Below are 22,821 nucleotides of genomic sequence, written 5' to 3'. Positions count from 1 at the left end.
TTATCGTCAACGAAAGTTTTTAATATTTGTTATTATTATTACGTAATAATGGTGCAAGCACAGCATTCATAACAAGTATAAAAGCCATTGCTGTATATATCATTGAAAAACCGAATTGTTGTGCAAAAAAGCCTATTGGTGCTGGCGCCATTAATGTACCTAAATAACCGATGCTTGTAACAATACTTATTCCAGTACCTACAGCAATTCCGGGCTGATGGCCTGCGGATGAAAAGATGACAGGAACAATATTGGCAATACCACCGCCAGCCAGAGAAAAAGCCAGAATTGCCTGCCACGGCGACGGTGACAGGGCTGCTGTTAGCATACCGGCTGCTGCCAGAATACTGGATACACGAAGAGTTTTCACCGGCCCATAACGATTACGTATCACATCACCAACGAATCGAACCATTGACATGGTGCATGCAAAAAAAGCAAAAGCAAGGCTGGCTATTTCTATATTAGCATTAAGGTTTTTTATTAGATAACGTGATGACCAGTCGACAACCGCACACTCTGGTATCATTCCAAGAAGAGCCATTATTCCTATAATATAGATTTTAGCCTGGCGGGGTAAACTCGATGATGATTTATTTTTCTGATCCTCTTGTGGATGATCATGAGTGATAAAATGAAGTGCTGTCAAAACCAGAAAAAAAGCGATCCCGGAAATTATAAAAATATGACCAAGGTATCCATAGTTTTTAACTGCATAACCACCTATAAAACCTGATACAAATAAACCGATGCTCCATGAACAGTGGCACATTGACAGTATTGCTTTAGCTAATTTTCTTTCAACGATAACGGCATTTGCATTCATGGCTACATTCATCGAACCAATCATCGCGCCTAAGAGAAATAAAAACAATACTAATGAAGCAATATTTTTCACTATGCCTACGGGTATTAACGAAACAGATGCTAACACGGCAAATAATCGAACAATTTTTTGTGAACCAAACCTTGAAATTAACATGCCGGACAGAGGCATCATGAATAAAGCCCCCAAACCGAATGTCAAAATAAGTCGACCAATGGTTATATCATCGGCGCCAAAACGAGGGGCAAGCTGTGCTATCTGCACAGCCCATCCTCCTTGTATAAATCCGTTGACAAAAAACAGTACAGTAACGGCCCATCGGGATTTTTGTAGCCGTTCCATGAACATTACTCCTGCTGTGTTAGCCGTTTATTACTATCATGATTAATTACTATTTAATAAAATAGAGTGGCCAGTGCATAATTTAAGCATATAGCTATCTTCACTGTTTCTGATTAATTGTACATTTTGAAAATCAGGAATAATGACTTTTGCGCCTAATGGCATGAGATCTTCATCGCCTACGCCAACGCAATAACAACCCGCTGCGACTGCCGATGCAACGCCGCTTTTAGCATCCTCGAAGACAACTGCCTGACTTGCTGGAATCCCCAGACGTTGTGTAGCAAGCAGATAGGGATCAGGGTGAGGTTTGCCACGGGTAACATCATCACGTTCTACAATAACGGAAATGTAAGGCTCTGCATGAAGTAACTCTATGACTCTGTTAATTTTTTGTCGCCATCCGCTGGTTACAATACCAACAGAAATACCTGCCTCTCCCAAAGAAGCAATGAGGCTGGCAACGCCTGGTATAAGTTCACAGTCCGTCGTATTCTCTACATGAATAATATGTGCCTGAACTTTTTGCTGGTCGGATTCCGGGAGATCGCCAAATAATGTCCGGATAGTATAGGGGCCAGGATGTCCGTGAATATGTTTCTGTATATCTTCGTCGGTGAGATGACGTTCATACATCAGAGCCGCTTCACGCCATCCATTTTCAATAACAGTCCGGGAATCAATCAGCACTCCGTCCATATCAAATAAAACAGCTGAAAATTTTTTCTCCGTTTTTATTCACTCTATTCTCCTTCAATGATAATAAATATCTATATTTTCATATCGTTCGCTGCTACGACGACCTGTCCCAGCGATATGCATCCATCATTACCAGGTACCAGCTTATGGCAATATGGCTTCAAACCTCTTGATTCAAGTTCATCAAGAGTGTTAACCAGCAAGAATTCATTACAAAAAACGCCTCCGCTCAATACAATCTGGTCAGTTCCATAACGTTCAGAGAGGAGAGAGCACACGGTTGCTATAATATGCACAATGGTTGAGTGAAAACGTCGGCTAAGATCTTCCTGGTTGATATTATTGACCAGTATAGACTGAACTAATTCTTTTACTAACGGGCGATAATCAACACTTATATCACCATTGTGAATTTCATCGATTATATAGGTAAATGGTTCAACCATATGAAAATCTTTTTTTAGCAGCGCTTCCATTTCAATGGCAGCCTGTGCTTCATACTCAATCTCTGAACAAATTCCAATAAGCGCTGAAACACCATCGAAAAGACGTCCCATACTGGAAGTCATCGTTGTGTTAATTTTCCTTGCTACCATCCAGGTAAAGACTTCACGGCGATTTTCAGATAAATCAAGAATTGCTGGTAAGGTGATATAACTCTCAACATTTTCACCATATGTTTCGACCAGCAATGATATTGCCATTCGAATAGGTTCTTTAACCGCTTTATCTCCCCCTGGTAATAACATTGGACGTAAATGAGCAACACGCTCCACACTTTCGAAGTCACCAAATAAAAATTCGCCGCCCCATATTGTTCCGTCAGAACCATACCCTGTACCATCGAAAATCACGCCAATGGTTTTACCTGAAAGACCATTTTCTGCCATACATGCGGCCATATGCGCATGATGATGTTGAACCTGAATGACTCTGATTTCAGCATTCTCGAGAGCACTGCGGGTTGAACGAAAGGCCGGGTGTAAATCACAGGCCAGAATATCGGCTTTTTCTATGGCCAGTAATCCTTGCAGATGTTTTATACAGTCGAGATGAGATTTAAATGTTGTATCATTTTTCAAATCTCCAATATGTTGACTGATAAACACTTGTTTACCTTTCCCAATACTTATTGTGGTTTTCAGTTCGGCACCAAACGCCACAACATTTCCAACTGAATAAGGAAGGTGAACAGGGTAGGGAGCATAACCTCGTGAGCGACGCAAAAATGATATTTGTGCATCGGGGGTGTTTTTTCGCTTAATAACGCGAACAACGGAGTCATCTACTCGTGTACGAATATCGCGATTATTAAGTACAAAGTAGTCTGCAATTTTTCCTAATTGTTCAATTGCATCATTATTATCAATGACAATAGGCTGTCCGGAAATATTTCCGCTGGTCATTATAACGACAGGGAGTTCAGGATCAGCAAGCAACATATGTTGTACAGGCGTAGAGGGCAACATTACACCCAAATTGGGGTTTTTGGGTGCCACCACTTCTGGCAACGTCTGAGAGCGTTTGCGCAAAAGAACGATAGGGCGAGGCCCGCTCTCAAGTAAAGAGATATCGTCAGGGGTAACAACCGCCCACCGGGCTGCGCTTTCACTGTCTGCAACCATAACAGCGAACGGTTTAGCATCACGTCGTTTACGCCGACGTAACTCTCGCACAGCGTCGACATTGGATGCATCCACGACCAGATGAAAGCCGCCAAGACTCTTAATGGCAACAATAGCGCCTTCTTTTAGCCTGTCGATGGTAAAACGTATAATGTCATTAGCTGATATTGATACGCCGTCTTTATCAGTTAGCTGCAGTTGTGGTCCGCAAACAGGACACGCATTGGGTTGCGCATGATAACGGCGATCTTCAATATCATGATATTCCTTATTACATTGTGGACACATTATAAAAGATTGCATGGTCGTTTGTGCACGATCATAAGGCATTCCACAGATAATAGAATAACGCGGACCACAATTGGTACAATTGATAAAGGCATAACGATAACGATGATTTGACGGATCGTTCATTTCCCTCAGACAGTCTTTACATACATTTGAATCCGGGGGAACAATTGTATCCATATTGGATAAATTATTGCTTTTTCTGATATCAAAGCCTGAATAATATGGCGCTGGTTTTTCCAGCTCGACCTTATATATATCAGTGATCCGTGCCAGAGGCGGTGGCTGAGAGATCAGTTCATCAATTATGTTATTTATGGTCTGTGAAGATGCCTGCAGTTCCAGCAAAACACCTTCGGAATCATTAAGAACCCAACCGGTTGCACCATGCGTTCTGGCTAATCGATGAACAAAAGGTCTGAATCCTACTCCCTGGACAATGCCGCAAACTCGAAACCGGCAAGTGTCTTTTTTTTCAGAATCAACAGAGTCTTGGTAGTTCTGCACCGTAAAGCTCCTCAATAATAGTATGCGTTCCGTCAGATTCGACCATGCAGACTTCCGGCTGCGAGCCTGATTTAACTTCTCCAATAATCGCTGCATTTTTACCAAATGGATGAGCGCGGAGTAATTCCAGAACATGCTCTGCCACATCTGGCTCAACAAACATGCAAAGACATCCCTCATTGGCCAGATTAATGACATCCACACCTAACATATCTGCAGCCATAGCTGCCTCAGGCTGGACAGGCAACGCATCTTTATTAAAAACAATAGGGCATGAAGTGGCTCTGGCATATTCGTGCAATACTGCAGAAAGACCACCACGAGTAACGTCCCGCATGGAAGCTATTTTTCCTGTAGGAGTATTAAGCAAAATGTTTTCAATCATATGATTCAGTGGTGCACAGTCACTTAATATATTACGTTCAAACCCTAAACCTTCTCGAATCGATAAAAGATGAATAGAGTGATTCCCGATATAGCCACTCAGGATTATTTTCTGACCCGGCCTGACATGAGTTATCGAAACAGGAGGCCGCTCCAGCACGCCTATTCCGGCAGTATTGATAAAAAGCTGGTCAGCCTCGCCTTTTCCAACAACCTTGGTATCACCGGCAACAATTTTCACACCGGCTAAACGCGCAGTTTCACGAACGGATGCGATAATTTTTAATAAATCTGAGACAGGCATCCCGTCTTCAATGATCAGACTCAGCGTGAGATAAAGCGGGCGGGCTCCACTTACCGCCAGATCATTAACTGTGCCACACACGGCTATCTTACCAATATCGCCGTTGCCAAAGATAAGAGGAGTTACAACGAAAGAGTCGGTAGTGAAAGCAATTTTATTCGTTGGTAGATCCAATAAGGCACTGTCCTCCATCTCTCCCAGATAGGTTTCTTCCAATGTTTCTGAGATACGCTCAACCAGCTCTCTGCTTAATTTTGCACCTGTACCATGATCCAATATTATTGTTTCATTCAATGGCGCAAATAAATTCTCGCCAAGTTCGTTATCGGGCGTTGCTTCAGTCATTTTCATGCTGTTGTCCTTTCACCACGTTCAGGTAAATCACCTGTTTTCTCCAGTAACGACAGTATTTCAGTGGATGGTGCGACGGTTGCACAATATCCAGCAAGCCATTGAAGCGCTCTGTCGGTATCATCTGATGAGGGGGCAAAAACGCAGTCATCAGGAACCCAGACGTTATAACCACGGAAGAAGGCGTCTGCTGCTGTTGTCTGGACACATACGTGAGTTTGCAATCCGGTGACAATCACTGTTTTGACCCCAAGTTCCTGGAGTTTTTGATCTAATTGAGTTTCAAAGAAGCCACTATCCCTGCCTTTGACCACAATAAAATCTGATGGATGGTAAACGGTATTAATGATTTGATTGCCAGGTGTGCCCGCTATTGCTGGTATTCCGGCCGCGCGATTTCGGTATCGACGCTGAACAGCTGGGTCATCAGGATCATGAATAAGTTGTAGATGTATAACGGCTTGCCCCTGGTTTCTTTACACCATCAAGAAATTTATTAAATGCTTTCAGTTTTTTATCAAGTTCTTGCGGGTCATTTGTTATTTTATAAGTAAATTCATATTGTAAATCATTTGTCAGAACAGCGATATTTGGCATCTTTATATCCTTATTAAATAATTTTAAAGGTTAATAATTCATTCAGACATAAATGAAACACCCTGAAACTATCTGTACAGGGCTATACCAGAAGATTAAAAATAAAAGGATGTTCATCAAATATAAAAACAATAGATTTTTATTCTCAGATAAAAACCTTGTATAACAATATGAACCATACAGGTATAGTATGTATAATTCCTTTTTTTCAAAAATTTGATAAGCAACGGGAATGGATATGAAGCTGCTACGCGCCTTTGTAACACTTGCCAGGTTAGGGAGCTATCATGATGCAGCTGAGGCCATGTACATCACTCAGCCAGCACTAACAAAGAAAATACAGTCTTTGGAAAAAATAACGGGAATTGCCCTTTTTCAACGGGGCCGCCAGGGGGCAAAACTGACAGAACCAGGAAAACAGCTTCTTTCCCGGGCGCAGAACTTGTTGAAACATTATGAAGAGTTTTCAGAATATGCACAAAATTTGCAAAAAGGAAGTTCAGGTAAACTGACTCTTGGATTTGGGATATCCTCGTTTCAGCTAGCTCCCAGATGTGTAAGCCTCTTTCGGGAACAATATCCTGACGTCGAGGTATTACTTGATGATGTTCCTTCTAAAGTTCAATGGGATATGTTACTGGAAGGGAAACTTCTGGCTGGATTTACCCGTGAACCGTTAACAGATAAACTTAACTTCAGTCCGCTAATTACAGAAAGTCTGGTTTTGGCTATTCCTGCGGGAATTACACTTAAGTCGCAAAAGATTCAATCAATACTGAACCAATATCAACTGTTGCAAATGAACCCAGACAGAGGTCGGGGACTGGTTGAACAAACAGAAAAATTTCTGCAAGAAAATAATTACAAAGGTAAGCCTTCTTCTGCGGCAAATGATATCCATACTTTATTGGCTTTAGTTGCTACGGGGAACGGTGTAGCTTTACTACCCGCAGGAACCAACTATTTTTTACCTAAGGGCGTATCGCTTATTAGGCCAGAGGGTAATTATACCAAATGGAATATAGGGATTGCATGGAACCCGCAAATAAATGATATTATCAGGGATAATTTTTTACAAATAGTGAGCACTATTAAATTGAATGGATATTACTCAAGTTAATATGGATGTTTGGATAGTAAAACCTACTACATCCCCAGGCGTGGGAGATTAATGCGACAGAGTCGTTATGTAGCTCTGTCGCGCACAGAAATTAAATCAAAAAAGAAAATGTTATAACCTGAGATTTATGCTTGAAACAGAAAATCATTTCATCATTAACGTAATCCCATCTGTAAAATTAACATAAAAGTTACTTGCAATATCAACAGGTTTCCCATCGACATAAACTAATTTTAAACTATTTAAAGCTGCTACACTCTGATTATCTTGTAGAGCTGCTCCAACTAATTTTAGAGTTGCTTTTGATCCTGATTTAAAATTAATCATTCCCGGCCAGCACTTCTCTGTTGGATGATACATTTCTTCCACAGGATTAATAGGGATAATATCATTCATTGGATTAATTGTTACCTGCGCACTACCTGACAACTGAATAATCTTACCCTGCCCAGCACCCTGTAAAAACTGCTCTGTACGAATACTCACCCTGGCTTGATCAATAACCTCTATCGCAGTAAAACCATTGCTATTGTTGTCAGTATAGTCATTATATATAGTTCTTGATGTAATATTTCCTGATGAAGAATTATAAAAATACAAACCACTCAAAAATTCTTAATTCCGAGTCAATATGTTGCGATAAATTATCATTTATTACCAGAGCTGCATTATCCTTAAAACGCAATCCACCAACCTGAAGATCACTAATCCTGGTTGTTGATATTACATTGGCTTGTACATCAAGTATGCTAAACCCCAATAACTCTGCATTATAAAATAACTCAACAACTTCTGCTGATATGGAAAATATCGGCTGCAAAAAATCATTAAAGCCTGCGGTTTTAACGGTTGTTAACGATGCCATTCCGAGAATAACATATTTTAGATCTTCCAATTTAACATAACTATCGTCATATAATGAGAATGTTATTGTATTGTCTACACCGCTAGTAAACCATGTGGTTCTTAATTGCCTGTTACCTAAAATACGGAAATCAGATTTCTCACGAAAAACAAATAACGCAGGACTATGTACAGGAGATGTTGATGGTGCAGCCCAGTTAATAACGCTGGACTCGTTACTAACATCCGGGATAAGAAAAAGAGGACCTGCGATAGCACCATCACCAGTTAAACCGCGAACTTCAAGCCCACACCCTTCCATTTTATTGAATGTTTCTGGACTCCCCTTCAATATGGTTACGCCGGGAGAACTAAAAGTCTGATGATTTGCGGAATCCCAAGTAAACGTAGTGTCTGTATTTTGCATAATAACCTCTTTTCAAGTAAAAGTTTGCAACCCAAAACAGTATCAGGTTGCTGATGAACTACCTGATTTGTACAGGCAGTGGAGTAAAGCATTAATTTATTTCAGAGCAAATTGACATTACGAATATTAATGAAATTTAAAAATAGTTGTTGTTATTTGTAAGTTATATATTGGTATGGGGCAGGTTATTTTAAAAGTATTAAATATTTCAGAAAGGGGGGGGGTATTGCTTCGTGAGATTAGTGATAGCTTTCAATGATATTCGCAATTAGATTTATCTATCTAACAGCATGATTACTGATCATTTTAACCAATTGGGGAAGTGATTTACTCATATAAATTTATGTATTTCCTCTAATATAGAGCTCTGCCACAGATAATTTTACCCGTTAAATACTTCAGGCGGCGTAGATATGAAAAAAAAATAACCCGCCATTAAGGCGGGTTATTTTTTTTAATCTGATTAATCCTGCAATTCTGTCTACTCAAGCTTATGCCGTCTTCGTTATCGCAGATATGCTGATTATCAGGATAGTGTTAGCTCAACGCGACAACATTCGCAGCAGCTGGGCCTTTAGCGCCATTCTCAATCGAGAACTCAACTTTCTGACCTTCATCCAGGGTGCGGAAATCGTTGCTTTGAATCGCAGAAAAGTGAACGAACACATCTTTGCTGCCATCGGCAGGGGTGATAAAGCCAAAACCTTTATCTGCGTTAAACCATTTTACTAAACCAGTCATTTTGTTAGACATAAATATTACCTTCTAAATTTGTGAGCCACACAATGCGGCAAGAATGTGATCTGTATGAAGATTTTGACTTACTAAGGCACTAAAGGAGGAGACTCACGAAGAAGGGTAATCAGAAGATAACACTGAACTGAGACTGCTTTACTAAAACTGCTTTCATAAGGTCTGTCTTGCAAACCAACGATGCTATTAACGCATATTCATTATGGTTATGCAACTTTTATTTTCATTCATGTGTTTTATTTGTTGTGCAGCATTAACAAAGGTAAGCCAGCACGCATGGCTCCGCCTGTTATCCGTTCTGTCAGTGACATGACTCTTGCTCTGAATGTATCGACTATCACCGCAGTGAGCGTTAGGGGGAATCGAGATCACGTGCCCCGTGGTTTCAACTCTGTACGCCTCACCAACTAATGATTACAACCAGACGATGGTGTACTACTTTTACAGCACGGGTTAAATATAACTGACAGTAATTACCAAACAATCCTGATATCGGTGTATTTACCAACTAAAGCACTACTATTTCGGAAACAGAATAAGTGTGTTATAGCCTTATTGTTTTGGCAATCATATATTTACCATGCAAATATTTATTTCGTGATATAGTGAAACCCCATCCGATACAAAATAACTTTCCTATCCGAAATCTCCGTCTCTTTAATTTAAAAAGCCGGAGATTATTAAACAACCACAATAACGTCAGGAAACAATAGATTGTCCGTAAAACGCCACGGCCTGTGCATACAGATCCATCATATCATCCCAGAGATCTCTTGAGTTATGAGAGCGTACTTCCGAGATATATGCTTCATTATTTTCTATAGAAAAAATTGCTGATTTATGATTACCAATTTCACCATGTAAAGGATTAGCCCACCCACTAAATAATAAAAACCCCCATTCCTGAAAAAGACCAGAATTCACTTCACGTTTTATATCATGATATGATTCGATTTCTATTTCATTATAAGGGACATTGTTGATATCGCGGCGGGCAGGGAAAGTACCTTTTTCATCCCAAACCCACTTCCATGCGCTGCCGAATCCATCCCAGGTTTCGACATGTGGTTTAAAGAAGCGAAGAGGTTTAATTACATAAGCTGAAATATATTTCCCTGTGGCCTTATCCTTAGCAAAAATGACAAACGTTTTTACCAATGCAACTTTCATCGATATCTTTTGAAAATGACACTACACCGTCCTGATTGACAGCAACTGTGTTGTCTCCTGCATTGGTGGAAAAACTCCAGTCTACCGTATTATTATAGACAACATCATTATCAACCATCATCTGAAATGTTGCCCCAGGAAATAATGTTTTTGGGAAAGACCCATTAGTCATATCTTTTTTCATATCGAAATCATGGTAATTCACCCGAACACCAGTAACTTTTGGCATAAAAAACTCCTTAATTGTTTAATTGAAATAGTGGTTAATAAACATAACCAGAATAGAAATATTATTATGTTTATACAGACAAGTGCTGTCATTTATTTGTTATAAAATTATCAATAGCGAGAATTAGTTTGGCCTGAAAGATAAAATGCGAATAATTTTGTCGTTATAGCATTTTGCGGATTTTATGCACCTGCCGGATGGCATCTGGGTTTGCCTGTTTCGTCGCGGTTTCTATGGAAAGGGTTTGTTCCGGGCATGGAGAGCCATTATTGCTTCTACTTATTAAAATGTACCTTTGAAAAAGTAGATTTTCTGAATGACGCTTGTGTGGCACACTTACTTCTAACTTTTTACGTAGCGCATCTGACGTTTTTTCGCTGTTGTGAGGTCCTCTATGACCCATCTGTCCGACATTGATCCTGAGATGAATGATTTTCAACCTCTGGTTCCCTCAGAGATCGAGTTATGGCCAACATCTGTAGAAAGTGGCAATCCCCTTAATCCGGCAAGAGCATATTTACTCTCTCTAAATTCGCCACGCAGTCGGCAAACCATGGCATCTTTTTTGGGAATAGTTGCCAGAATGCTCGGAGCCGCCAATGCAGAAACTTGCCCGTGGGGAAGTTTACGTCGCCACCACATCATGGCGGTGGCTGAATTGCTACGGGATACCGGCCGGGCGACGGCGACAATCAATACCTATTTGTCTGCACTTAAAGGCGTAGCGAAAGAGGCCTGGATGTTGAAGCTGATGGATGTTGAAAGCTTTCAGCACATTCTTGCAGTACGTAATTTTCGCGGTAGTAAACTTCAGCGAGGACGCGCGTTGCATCGAGAGGAGATCCGGCAGTTATTTCAGGTCTGCGAAACCGATCGTAGCTGTCGTGGTCCGAGAGACGCCGCGATGTTGGGGGTGTTATTAGGCTGTGGATTGCGTCGTTCCGAGGCGGTAGGGCTTGATTTAAGTGACGTTGTCACTTATGAACGCGCGTTGCGTGTCTTAGGAAAAGGGAATAAAGAGCGGCTGGCTTATATGCCGGAAGGGACGTGGGTAAGATTACAGACCTGGATAGAGCAGGTCAGGGGAGAAGCTCCTGGCCCATTGTTTACGCGCATCCGCCGTTTTGATGATGTGACCTGCGCAAGGCTCACTGACCAGGCGGTTTATCACATTTTGCAGGTGAGACAAAACGAAGCGGGAATTGAAAAATGCGCCCCTCACGATTTGAGAAGAACGTTTGCTACTGCGTTGCTTGAAAACGGCGAAGACTTAATCACGGTAAAAGATGCGATGGGTCATGCCAGTGTCACAACAACGCAAAAATACGATCGCCGTGGCGAACAGCGGCTTCGTCGCGCCCGCGACAAACTGAACTTTGATTAACGAACCATCGGTGTCCTGACAAAGTGCATTTCGTTCATGTCGGATGCGGCATAAACGCCTTATCCGGCCTACAAAATCGCGCAAATTCAATACATTGCATGTAAATGTAGGCCTGATAAGCGTAGCTCATCAGGCAATTTTGCGCATATCCCTCGCGACTGTTAGCGCCAACTGTACTTAACCCCCAGCATTCCCTGAGTGTTGCTATAACCTTTGTCACCTGTTTGCACGCCAACGTTGCCCCAGATGCTCAGGTTAGCATTCACTTTGCCTTCCACCCCGGTACGGATTTCGCCCAGATTACGCACGCCGTCACGACTGATGCTTACGCCATCCATCTTCACGCCAAAGGTTTCGGTATTGTGGATCCAGTTTACTTCCACGAATGGCTGGAACTCACGCTGCTTACTCTCATCCATTTTGTGGTGACTGTTCAGGTAAGTTCTCATACCCAGGCGCGTCTGGATGTTACCATCGCCCTGAGTTTCAATACGGGTCCCATCGTTTCGGTTGTGCGCATTGTCCTTCACGCCCATCCAGGTAACCTGCGCCTGCGGCTGGATATACCAGGTGTTCAGCGTGCTCCGACTGGCGGAAAACTCTCCGGCTTTCAGGGTATAACCCGCTTCCAGTGAAGCTGTCAGTCCTTTCGAACTGTAACTGTCGCTGGCGCGGTTATCTGCTGCCACGCTGTTATTAAACCAGTTGTACAACATCCAGCTATCGACATACGCCCCGGTTTTATCCGCCTCATTCTGGTTCCAGGTGCCGTACAGCCCGGCGCTGTAACCGTTGATACGCCCGTCAGAGCCGTAACCGGCGCGGTCGCTGCGGGTATTGCTGCGCGCGTTTGCATAACCTCCCATCACCCCCCAAATGCCAGCGGTCGGTGCCGTCGGTACTCAACTGTGTGATATCACCCCCCAGTTGCAGCACATAACGGTTGCTCTGCGTTTTCAACTGACCGTCACCGGCAACAGAGCGTTCATGACCGCCGACATGGCGCATCCACATGCTGGCTGCCAGTCCGTCCTCTTTTAGCGCATCAGTGTAGTGCGGTTCACCAGGACGATCGTGCAGACGGTGGTTAAACAGCGTGTTGGCGGTTGCAATATTGCTGATATAACTACCCGCTTCCGGACGTAGCGCATCTGGTGCCGTCGGATCCACTACCGGTGGTTTGACCGGAGCCTCCGGTACAACGGGGCGAACAGGTAAAACGGGGCCTTTCCACTTACTGGTGAGATACCAGTTTTGCGCCGCACTGTCACTGCCTTTCGCCAACGTATAAACATAAGCGCCAGCTTCCACAGTGCCGGTGGTCAGGGCGAAGTGACCGGTAGAGCTGCCGTCAACATGAACCAGTTCAATACCGTTGTCAGTCTGTTTACCCACTCCCCCGACATTATGCACCGCAACCCTGGTGTTACCGGCCGTATCGCCGTGAACGATGAGTTTGTCGGTTTGAGAATCATCGCCCCCCAGTTCCGTATTCATCACAATCAGACCGTCGTTGCCAGTGTAGTTGCCTGCCACGGTCAGGGTTTTGAAATCATTATCGGTCGGTGCGGAAATCGTGATCGTCCCGGCACTGCTCAGATGGTCAACCAAAGAATCAGCAGTCATACTCCAGCGGCTGACAGCATCAATGTCGACATTCGCCGGGTCGATCCATCCAGTCAGTTGTGCGCCGTTTTGTAGAGTCAGTCGGCTGCCGTTATTACCAATGATATTGCTGGTCAGTTGTGCGCCGCCGTTGACGCCATCAAGGACAAGCTCACCCGTGTTCAGTTCAGTATCTGTAGTCCAGGCCGTCTGTCCCGCCAGCGTCAGGCTGCCATCACCGTTTTTGATGAAGCGGCCGCCAGCCACATTGCCATCGATGATGTAGCCGTCAAAACGCGAATTATCACTGTCCGTGGCGTTAACGGCGGTCAGCGATGCGCCGTTGAGCATCAGAATGCCACCGCTGCCGCTCAGGCGGTTAGCCTGCTGATTGTTGCCGTTCAGATCGAGTACACCACCGTTGACGATAATATCGCTGCTGCTGTTCAGTGTGTCGGCGATATCGGTCCGCAGTGTGCCTTCATTAACAGTCGTGCTACCGGTATAGCCGTTGATGGCGGAGAATATCAGCGTACCGCCACCGGTTTTGCTGAGGCTTTTGCCGTCCCAGCCGAAACCATACGCGGTGGAGTTCAGATTATCTTGCAGCGCGTCTCCCAGGGTAAAGCTGTGACTGTCCGTTACGTTGAACGTACCGTGTGCACTGGAGTCTTCGGTGTTAAGCCAGACCAGGCCAAACTGCGCAATAACATTTTTGCTGTCGTCATCTTTCTTCGCCCATCCGATCAGAAAATGGTCTGTATCGACATAATCCTGCAAAGCCTGTCCTGCGACGGTATAGCTGAAATCGCCGCTGATCCCGTTCCGGGTGCGGATAAGGGTATACTGATTCTCATCAGAAACAGGGGCATAGCCGGAGATATCCAGCGTATTGTTCCCGGTAAGCTGGAGAGTATCGGCGCTCAGAGCCGGGTCACTGGCAATATCAACCTGCGCAGTTACACCGCTGCCAAAATTTGCGTCCGCAGCGACAGTCAGCGTTTCACCGGCATCAACTTTCAGCGTACCGCCAGACATATCCAACCGGTTAGCGCCTACGGAATTAGCAATCTGCAGCTCTCCACTGCCTGATTTGTTCAGCGTCTGGACGTTTTCCAGCGTACCGGCAATCATGGCACGATCGGTGATCGACAGGTTTGCGCCGCTGTTGCCCATCGTCATCAACGCGTCATGCTGGATATCCAGCGAACTGAAACTCTGCGCCATGTTCTGCGCGTTCAGTGTCCCTTCTTTGACATTGAATCCACCTGTGTTGAGGAACTGATTGGCGTTAGCCGTAGATAAGGTCCCCGTGCCGATCTTTTCCAGTTTGCCAGGGCCGGACAGGACTCCGCCGAGTGTCAGTTGATCGGCTCCGTCGGTTTCAATCGCTACCGTGTCACCTGCTGCAGTACCAATCAGCCGACTACCGGCATTCAGATTCAATTTGCTGTCGCCATTGCTTTTAATCAGCGAACCATCGGCGAAATTCATGTTGTCGGATGAAAGCACATTCACGGTATTCGCCGCCGTACTGGTTGACAATAAAGTGGCACCGTCCCGCAATGTAAACCGCGTGCTGCTGGTGTTTATGCCATACTGAGCATTATCTTTAAGCTCCAGTACACCGCCATAAACGGTGGTATTGGCATAAATCCGCGATTGGGTATTCTGAGAACCAGGCGTGAAATCTTCGCCACTAAAAGTCACTTTCCCATCGGTAGCATCGCTGCCGTTGGTGGTATTAATTCCAACAATGACATTTATTGCCACGCCAGTGGAGTTGAAACTGGTTATCGGATCACGAAACAGAATCTGACGCCCAGCGTCAGCAGCAATATTCAACACGCCATTCGGCTGGCGGATATTAATCGCATTGGCAATCGCATATGTCATATTGGGCGTTGAAAGAGCGCCGACCCCGGTGAAATTTTCATAGAACTGGATATCACTGTTTTTCGCATGTAGCAGACTCGTGCCGGTAAAATTCGCCCCGTTGCCGATAAGAATAGCGCCTGCATACTGGCCATTAGAATAGTTTCCATGGACTTTCATGCCATCGATACCGTTCGTCTCCATAACCAGTCCGGTCTGTGCAACAATAGCTCCCGCAGTATCCCTGACAGCCCGGTTACCATAGATATCAGCGTTACCATAAAGCTGCACACTTCCGTCGGAAAATAGTCCGCCACCCGAACTTATTGCACTGTTATTACCGATAATGACGGTTGCGTCCGTACCACTGAAAATCATATCGCCCGAGTCATGTATCCGCATGACACCTCCGGCAATCGCGTAATTAACATTATTGGTCAGCGTTACGTTGCCCTCAAATATAATATCGGCATTAGTGGTATCTATCGCGGGGTCATAGGAGTAGGCGCTGTTATTGTCAAAAACAACAGTACCGTTCGCACCACGGAAAACCACATCTGAATTTGAGATGATAAGGCTACGATACCCATTATTGGCATGGTTATCGACAAAACGGAGTTGGCTGCCATTGCCGAGTTCATACACAATTCCCGAAGCAGTACCAGAATTATAAACAGCTCCCCCCGTGGAGTTGCTTATTGTCATATCAATACCGTCCAGCAGTTTAATCACTGCTCTGCGGGTTCCACTCAGGCTAATTAAATTAACAGCATTGCCAGTGGCATTAAACAACCAACTGTCTGTTCCCAGTGGCGTATTGCGGTCAACAATAAGCGTTGCCGGAGAAGAGCTCGTACCATTAAAAATGAGATCACTTAAACGCGTTGTCTGATTTGCGCCAGTGCCATAGATTTGTGATAGATAGACACTCTCTCCCGGGAGGATCGACACCGTTGCGGCGAGCGACGACGTAACACAGTTTAGTGTCAATACGAAAACAACCAGCGTCATCGCAGAGTCGGCCAGCATACGACGTCCGGTTCGTTTTCCCCGACCTCTTTGCAAACTCCGATACCGCGACCCAGACGCCAGTAGATTCGTTCCGGACAACACGGAATACGTTGTTCATGTTATTCATCCCTTAATGATATGAACATCTCCATCTGGTACATTATTTCTATAGCATTTTACTTAAGGACTACAGGTTTATTTTATAAATAAAAGAAGCAATATTCTTATTTGCAGGGATAAATATCTGAAGATGCCGGGCATGACTGAAAAATGAGAGCTCAGTGACATAGAATAGTAAAAGCATCTATAGCAACAGTCGGATAAACAAAAAACCGCTCTCCGATATTATTATAAAAACATAATTTATTTATAACTACTCATTTAAATAAGGGTGCGCTATTAATTACCCGCGCCATTAACCGGTGTTATAACGGCAAGCAGGAACAGACGGAGTACGAACTATTATTTTATAGTTCCTTACCATGTATTAATAATGAATAAAACAAAAACAGGATATAACAATGTCATTTGATATAACTAATACCACATACCAAAAGATAGAGAAAGATGGACTGACAATGACTATTAGTCAACGGAAAGGCCCAGAATGTGCAACCATCTATTCAACAGACGGAAGCAACCTTGAAAATAATCATATTTATTATCTGATTAAAATTTTTGACACTGAAAATAATCCAGTAAAAAAAAGCCACTTTAAATATCATGTTAATGTAATCACCAAAGATGATTGGGCCTTACTTGATTACGACCCAATACTAATAACATCCTATGAGGGTGATGCAAAAAAAATTACAAATGGATAGTTATGGTTTCTATAATGCAGAAACAGATCAAAATGGAGAATTCTTATTTGGGATTTTACCTTATATCTTTCTGGATAAAGCAAAATCTCTGAGAACAATAACAACCGTACCTTACGTGCAAAGTATAACTCTTACCGTTTATCTTGATGATGTAAGTACCGATCTCGTCGTTGAAATTCCATTTAGATCTGAATTATGTTCAAATAAAGAATTAGACATTGTTGTCAATAACACAGGTGACTTCCATGATTTAACCGACACAGTCATGCTGATCCCCGGAAGAAATAAATTCTGTGGCCGTGTCGTATGTTTTTGTTTTAGTGGGGAACTGGAAATGGAAATGGCATCACTCAGGGATGATGTTATTGTTGTTGGTATCGATGAAAATAATCAGGCCACGATGCCCTTTACAGAAGAAGAAATTGCCAACAGAGAGGTTTGGGCATATACAACTTATGTTGGTTATATGTTCTCCCCACTGCGTATCCGCGAAGCTAATTCATCCCGACAACTGCATGTCAGCCCGCAAAACAACAGTAATATCTTTCCGGGGCAAACTCTCTATGCCACTTTCCGGTATCAACTCAAAGCCGGTGAAAGTTTTTCCGGAAAAGGATGTCCGTTTAAATTAAATAAAGGAAATTTTTATCCCCCCGAGATCTTCTGGAGGCAGGACGGCAATACTTTATATGGCTACTGCTTCCTGACCGTGGATGACAGCCTGAGGAAAGGTGACCGGCTGTCGTGGACGGTTTCCTGCTGTCTGGATAACAGCGGCATTGCGGTAGCCTCTGAAACGGTGAACTGGAATGTGGCCTGGGATGCCGACACCGACGTTGATGTCACTTTTGTCGCCGATACACCCGCGTTAATTGATTACAGCAATGACAACACGCGACCGTTATCCTCACGCCCCACCATGACCTGGCGGCTGACTGTACCGGGGCTGAGCAACACCCAGGCCTGTTTTTATCCCCTCGTGACCCGCATTACCGAAGACGCCATCATCAGCGACGAATCGTTCAGTGAAATTGTCCCCTGCATGGCAGACCGAACCAGCGGGGATTATTTTTACGTCATGCTGGACGACCAGGGGAGCGCTGTCATTAATGTGCAGCCCCGGGAAAACCGCACGCTGCTTACTGCATTCAGCGCCGGGATTTACGGTGTCGGGACGATGATTAACACCGCGAACTTTTTTATCAACAGTGCCTGGGAAGCCGCGAAGATGCCAACTGTCAGCGTGACGGAAGGACAGAACCCTCAGGCACGCCCCGGTGATGACAGTTATGCGCTGGCAACATTTCCGCTGCTTTCGAGCTGGGATGCAGTAGAGAAGAACAGCATGCTTGGCGGTGCTGTGTATCTGTTTGCCGGCGAAGAGATACAGCAAACAACCATTACACACCGCTGATGTTACTGGGAAAAACGCAGATCCCGCTTAAAGCCGATGGTGGCGCGCCCGATATCGCCCTGTATTTTACCGAATCTAACTTTGAGGCTGGAAAGACCTATTACATCCATGCCTGTCTTGTCGAAAATGCCTATCAGCACAAGGGGGTGAATTACCTTCGTCTTCAGGAAATCAAATTTGAAATTCCACAGGAGCAGCCCGCCGTACCGGAAGGGGTGAAGCGGACATACCGGGCGCCGGAATTTGTCTGTAAAGACGGCGCGGTGATTGATGAAGATGATGTCCTGCTCGGGCGCAATGAAATCGGTTATCAGGGGCTGGAATACCGCATTCCGTTATCCGGAGGACAAAAACACCTGGTGGCGGGCGATCAGGTAATGGCCACGGCATACCTGCACGCGTGGAATAAACAGACGCAGGCAATGGAAAATAGTAACCCGCCGTTGAAATTAAATCAGCTTCATACCGTGACAGAGGCCGATATCAAACGGGGATATCTGACGGATGTTATTGCCGCAGATGATCTGGCGGGCTGTGACACGCCGCCGCAGGGCGTGGATCAGAGTACGCTGAGAGTGGAATACTATTGCCAGAATAAGCAGGAATACTCTTATCTACGAGAAGTGTTCATTGATATGTATCCGTAACCATCGGAAATACCCAGCCTTTCTGGCTGGGTATTATCACGTGTGACATTAGCATGACCATTACACAATATATCAAGATTCAGGTTCAGATTTCTGTTTCCGCCATTTCATCATCACTGATTAGCGTAGCGTTTTTTGCCAGCACTCCCACTTTGCATTTTTCCTTTAACCGGTAGTTTTCTCTTTTGATGTTAAGTGTGGTGGACAGTCCACAGAAATATATATCTGCACGCTTTTGTTCTGTTTTATTTTTTTTCGATAAAATAATCAGGACTGTTAACACACTAAACGTTAAGTGTTTTCTTTATACGTTAGCTGTACATGTTGAAAATTCGAGTAGCATTGTAAGTCATTACGTTATAATCGCTAACCGACAAATAATCCAGAAAATTTAATTTATACACCAGGAGTAAACAAGTCGTTCATTTCAAAAATATGTTTGTAAAAGCGTATGGTATTCTGATTGCCGAAGTTTAACTGTACACAGGAGAAAATTTAGCAGATGAGAAAACTGGGGCACTTTTGTCAACATTAATTGTTCGAAATAATGATGAAATAGCGATACTAACATCATCAAAGCCTCTTAATTTCGCGCTGTTAAAATAGAACGTTCTTGCCGTAATGGTTATAGAAATCCATCCATCCCCGCAATCATCCAACATTCCCATACCGCATGGTTCACAAAATGTATTTTTCGCATATTTTCATTACAGAAACCAGTTTTTAAATGTAACTCAGTGACCTCGTTTTATACGAGCTAAACTTATGCCATGTAATTGTAACTTTCTTTACATTAGCAATTATAATGCAACTTTTGGTACATACAACCCCAGATACTCCCTCTTCACCGTATTATCTCCTGATGACTCCTTTCCTTCCACACGCTCCAGTAAATTGTGATCATGTCTTCAGTTTCTTCCCGAAACACATAAATTTGTGAACGCAATAAGCTGCGTGATATTTCCGATGACTTTAATTGTTTCGAATGAGATATGCGACCTCCTGATTTAAAATCACTATACCGAAGAGATTATCAGTTTCTTTTCACAAATGGGACTTTTTTGTGTTTTTTTGAGACATTTTGAATGCCTGGAGTGCAGCTGGAGGTTAACAGTTCGAAAAGCAGGTCAGATGGGAATGGGAGAGTCATATGAGGATATTTTCTAATGCTACATAAAAGTAACTTTTTTGACAATGGGTATTGGTATTATTGTGAGTTGATAAGTACTGTTTTGTCATTTAAGTTATACATATATCTAGTGCCACTTTTTCGAGAAAAATGACCCTATGATTTTTGTGCATAGTGCCACTTTTAAAAAAAGTGACCCTATATCGTGATTACATAGGGTCACTTTTCATCAATAAGTGACCCTATGCGAGGTGCACATAGGGTCATTTTTAAGGAAAAAGTGACCCTATGTCGTAGTCATCCTAAGCAATCAGAGAAATAATCATGCAAAGACGTTTTTTCGCGAAGGTTTCTTGCAGATACTGATTGCAGCATTGCGTTTTTTTAAGCAGGTTAAATTTTCGTTAGCACGCTCAGGGATTTTGAAAAAAACCGGAGACTTTAGTTAAAAAGTGATACAAGTAAGAACAAGAGTTGAATGGATAGTTTTAAAACTTAAATCGACAGTTTAAAATTTATAAAAGTTACTTTTCTATCTTCAAAATCAACCTGTTAATTCAAGTAGAAGACTATTACAATAGTAGTTATGCAAGGACAATGTACTCGTATCAGAATCTGATAACTTAACGCATAACCTACTCAGCAAACTATTACATACCTAGATTTTGATTATTCGTAATCACCGTGCATTTATAATATTATTATCTCTTCATATGGGGCCGAAAGAATATCTATAACACCATTTTTCAAAAAACACCGGGAACTAAAATTTGACTACTTACAAACACTCTCGCTAGCCAGTATCAGGATAGTTATTATCAAAGATAACTATATGTAGAAAACCACATTCTCATTTTAAATTAAGATCTGTTTGGTCTGGTAGACGTAAAAAATCAGGCCCAGCGGTTGCTCGGTTATTTTGTTACTAACAAAAGGAATATAATGTAGTGCTGCTTAGACTTTTCAATGAAGTCATTATATTAAATCACATGTCTTTTATCTCAATTGAGACTGGTTGTATCATTTGATATATTGTCAGTCAAACAGAGCCTAATAATTAGTAAGACTGGTCTTTTTTAGAGTTTATAATCAATCAATTATAAACAACTCTTTTTTATAGATACGTGTCAGTTTATTGAACAGTACTTTATGGTCTGAATGATTCAATGAAAAGTAAGTCAAGCAAAGTCGATATGGCTGAACAACTCAACAGGTTCCATTGATTGATGTAGGTTGGCAGCATTCGACATACATACACTTCGCTGCAACCTCTGCTGAATATTATTATCAACCTTGCATCCTTGATATACAGTGATTATAGTTGTAAACGACTAGCATACAGGGGTACGCGTTGGTTATATCATTTTTAATGAGACTAACCAGTCCAGCGCCTGAATGGAGAGAGTGAAATTCGATTTCACTCTCTCTTTTTAATATAAATGTTTATTATCAAGGGGTTATACAGATTCATTTGTAATTAGTCGTAATTGAATCTGACACATTGCCTTGTTACTCATTGCTAAAATGAGTAGCGAAGTGCATATCCAGTCATTAAACAGATTAAGAAAACGACAACTAAATAGTGGAGTTGACTCCTTGAACAGAGAAGATGTCCATCAACTGGCTACGCAATTGTTTGAAGGTAATGAAAGTGCGGCCCAAAAGTGGTGCAACGCCCCCAACCGAGCGTTACAGTGGCAAACCCCTGAAGAACTTATGGGGAGCGAATCGGGAATCCAAACGGTAATAGCGTTAATAACACGACTAGAGCAAGGCGTGTATTCTTAGGCCTTCTGCCCAGAACCGTTCTGTAGTTTTATCATCGCATCAAGCAAATCGTTTTCATCCCGTGAATGCTGAGACTTGTTCCGGGTCACATTGGGACTATTCACCGATGGAAGAGCTTTAAAACGACGCTTATCCCATTGTTCCTGTACCAGCTTCACCACATGCAATACGTGGCCCAAACTCTGGGGTTAACAACATAACCAGCCCAGGAAAATATCCGCAGCCCCAAATAGACATTAGCATTGAGCCCCTACACCCGCCACCAGTTGATAATTCGCTGCTTGTATGTGCTATAGCGTAAAGAGATACCGGAAGTATCCGCGTCAGCACCTGAAGAATTTAAGAGCCGGGAAGGAGGAAGGTTGCCAAAGGATAACGATGGATGCATGGGCAGTAATGCCGTGTTTGGTGTGATCACTCACATCATCAATGATGCCAGGAGTGGGAATGTAGTGGCATAGTGAATTTGGCCACCTGAATAGAGGTGATATCATCACCTCATAGTCAAAACAGGTGACATTATGACCGGACGTAACAGACGCAATTTTAGCCCCGAGTTTCGCCTCGAGGCTGCCCAGCTTGTACTCGATCAGCATTACACCGTTGCCGCCGCTGCCACTGCGATGAATGTCGGCAAATCCACGATGGATAAATGGGTTCGACAACTGAAAGAAGAGCG

General features: G+C 43.2%; 18 protein-coding genes and 4 pseudogenes. 8 read left to right on the top strand and 14 right to left on the bottom strand.

The features are described from left to right. Nucleotides 1-19 precede the first annotated feature (19 nt). Genes CRI63_RS23375 through CRI63_RS24605 form a run of 6 tightly spaced genes read right to left on the bottom strand, consistent with a single transcriptional unit; the run spans nt 20 to nt 5,923 of the window. Nucleotides 20-1,168: an MFS transporter gene (locus CRI63_RS23375; protein WP_135520955.1), complete on the bottom strand. Its 1,149-nt coding sequence runs from the start codon at nt 1,166-1,168 to the stop codon at nt 20-22. 42 nt (nt 1,169-1,210) lie between these two features. Next, on the bottom strand, nt 1,211-1,906 hold the full coding sequence (locus CRI63_RS23370) for an HAD family phosphatase (protein WP_276606375.1): 696 nt from the start codon (nt 1,904-1,906) through the stop codon (nt 1,211-1,213). Between the two features lie 32 nt (nt 1,907-1,938). Beyond that, nucleotides 1,939-4,287 (bottom strand): carbamoyltransferase HypF, encoded by a 2,349-nt coding sequence (gene hypF, locus CRI63_RS23365; RefSeq protein ID WP_135520951.1) that lies wholly within the window; start codon nt 4,285-4,287, stop codon nt 1,939-1,941. Beyond that, the gene (gene hypE / locus CRI63_RS23360; protein ID WP_240782792.1) at nt 4,262-5,326 is read right to left on the bottom strand and encodes a hydrogenase expression/formation protein HypE; all 1,065 of its coding nucleotides are present in this window, start codon (nt 5,324-5,326) and stop codon (nt 4,262-4,264) included. Before hypE ends, hypF begins: the two co-directional genes overlap by 26 nt. Further along, nucleotides 5,323-5,766 carry a cysteine hydrolase gene (locus tag CRI63_RS23355; protein WP_240782793.1) on the bottom strand — a complete coding sequence of 148 codons (444 nt, stop codon included), beginning with the start codon at nt 5,764-5,766 and terminating at the stop codon, nt 5,323-5,325. The genes hypE and CRI63_RS23355 overlap by 4 nt, the downstream gene beginning before the upstream one ends. Further along, entirely contained in the window at nt 5,759-5,923 is a 165-nt protein-coding gene (locus tag CRI63_RS24605) for a hypothetical protein (protein WP_240782791.1), read from the bottom strand. Before CRI63_RS24605 ends, CRI63_RS23355 begins: the two co-directional genes overlap by 8 nt. A 238-nt stretch (nt 5,924-6,161) precedes the next feature. Between CRI63_RS24605 and CRI63_RS23350 the strand changes: the two genes are divergently transcribed. Continuing rightward, on the top strand, nt 6,162-7,043 hold the full coding sequence (locus tag CRI63_RS23350; RefSeq protein WP_240780456.1) for a LysR family transcriptional regulator: 882 nt from the start codon (nt 6,162-6,164) through the stop codon (nt 7,041-7,043). 144 nt (nt 7,044-7,187) lie between these two features. On the opposite strand, the gene CRI63_RS23345 is transcribed toward CRI63_RS23350, so the two are convergent. The 5 genes from CRI63_RS23345 to CRI63_RS23325 form a co-directional block, all read right to left on the bottom strand. Beyond that, nucleotides 7,188-7,652 (bottom strand): hypothetical protein, encoded by a 465-nt coding sequence (locus CRI63_RS23345; RefSeq protein WP_135520949.1) that lies wholly within the window; start codon nt 7,650-7,652, stop codon nt 7,188-7,190. Next, entirely contained in the window at nt 7,630-8,313 is a 684-nt protein-coding gene (locus CRI63_RS23340; protein ID WP_135520947.1) for a hypothetical protein, read from the bottom strand. Before CRI63_RS23340 ends, CRI63_RS23345 begins: the two co-directional genes overlap by 23 nt. 537 nt (nt 8,314-8,850) lie before the next feature. Further along, entirely contained in the window at nt 8,851-9,066 is a 216-nt protein-coding gene (gene cspG, locus CRI63_RS23335) for a cold shock protein CspG (RefSeq protein ID WP_130224581.1), read from the bottom strand. 699 nt (nt 9,067-9,765) lie between these two features. Continuing rightward, nucleotides 9,766-10,236: a hypothetical protein gene (locus CRI63_RS23330; protein WP_135520945.1), complete on the bottom strand. Its 471-nt coding sequence runs from the start codon at nt 10,234-10,236 to the stop codon at nt 9,766-9,768. Then, nucleotides 10,196-10,465, bottom strand: coding sequence for a hypothetical protein (locus CRI63_RS23325; protein WP_135520943.1), 270 nt, complete (start codon nt 10,463-10,465; stop codon nt 10,196-10,198). The genes CRI63_RS23330 and CRI63_RS23325 overlap by 41 nt, the downstream gene beginning before the upstream one ends. A 394-nt stretch (nt 10,466-10,859) precedes the next feature. Here CRI63_RS23325 and CRI63_RS23320 point away from each other — a divergent pair, with 394 nt between their 5' ends. After that, nucleotides 10,860-11,849, top strand: coding sequence for a tyrosine-type recombinase/integrase (locus CRI63_RS23320; protein WP_130224585.1), 990 nt, complete (start codon nt 10,860-10,862; stop codon nt 11,847-11,849). A gap of 161 nt (nt 11,850-12,010) precedes the next feature. Here the strand turns inward: CRI63_RS23320 and CRI63_RS23315 are convergent. Further along, nucleotides 12,011-13,766: pseudogene (locus tag CRI63_RS23315) on the bottom strand (autotransporter outer membrane beta-barrel domain-containing protein); the annotation flags it as partial. Between the two features lie 168 nt (nt 13,767-13,934). Then, nucleotides 13,935-14,492: pseudogene (locus CRI63_RS24600) on the bottom strand (autotransporter-associated beta strand repeat-containing protein); the annotation flags it as partial. 2,369 nt (nt 14,493-16,861) lie between these two features. On the opposite strand from CRI63_RS24600, the gene CRI63_RS23300 reads away from it, so the two are divergent. From CRI63_RS23300 to CRI63_RS23290, 3 genes are read left to right on the top strand one after another with little or no spacing between them, the layout of a single operon-like run. After that, a complete protein-coding gene (locus CRI63_RS23300) occupies nt 16,862-17,164 on the top strand; it encodes a hypothetical protein (protein WP_135520939.1) in 303 nt (100 codons plus the stop codon). Further along, a complete protein-coding gene (locus CRI63_RS23295; protein ID WP_135520937.1) occupies nt 17,139-18,578 on the top strand; it encodes a hypothetical protein in 1,440 nt (479 codons plus the stop codon). The genes CRI63_RS23300 and CRI63_RS23295 overlap by 26 nt, the downstream gene beginning before the upstream one ends. Next, nucleotides 18,578-19,225 (top strand): hypothetical protein, encoded by a 648-nt coding sequence (locus CRI63_RS23290; RefSeq protein WP_135520935.1) that lies wholly within the window; start codon nt 18,578-18,580, stop codon nt 19,223-19,225. Before CRI63_RS23295 ends, CRI63_RS23290 begins: the two co-directional genes overlap by 1 nt. Nucleotides 19,226-19,310: 85 nt before the next feature. On the opposite strand, the pseudogene CRI63_RS24050 reads toward CRI63_RS23290, so the two are convergent. Next, nucleotides 19,311-19,430, bottom strand: a pseudogene (locus CRI63_RS24050) (AAA family ATPase); the annotation flags it as partial. A 2,448-nt stretch (nt 19,431-21,878) separates the two neighbouring features. On the opposite strand from CRI63_RS24050, the gene CRI63_RS23280 reads away from it, so the two are divergent. The 3 genes and pseudogenes from CRI63_RS23280 to CRI63_RS23270 all read left to right on the top strand — a co-directional run. After that, entirely contained in the window at nt 21,879-22,142 is a 264-nt protein-coding gene (locus CRI63_RS23280) for an MbcA/ParS/Xre antitoxin family protein (protein ID WP_135520972.1), read from the top strand. A 262-nt stretch (nt 22,143-22,404) separates the two neighbouring features. After that, nucleotides 22,405-22,603: pseudogene (locus CRI63_RS24870) on the top strand (DNA repair protein); the annotation flags it as partial. Between the two features lie 60 nt (nt 22,604-22,663). After that, the coding region (locus CRI63_RS23270; protein ID WP_135520933.1) for a transposase at nt 22,664-22,821 on the top strand (158 nt) is incomplete at its 3' end.

Origin of the sequence: Escherichia sp. E2661, from assembly GCF_004745185.1 — a bacterium.
In the GTDB taxonomy this organism is placed as follows: domain Bacteria; phylum Pseudomonadota; class Gammaproteobacteria; order Enterobacterales; family Enterobacteriaceae; genus Escherichia.
The sequence above is the reverse complement of the archived record's forward strand: the minus strand, read 5'-3'. Positions and strand labels throughout refer to the sequence as shown.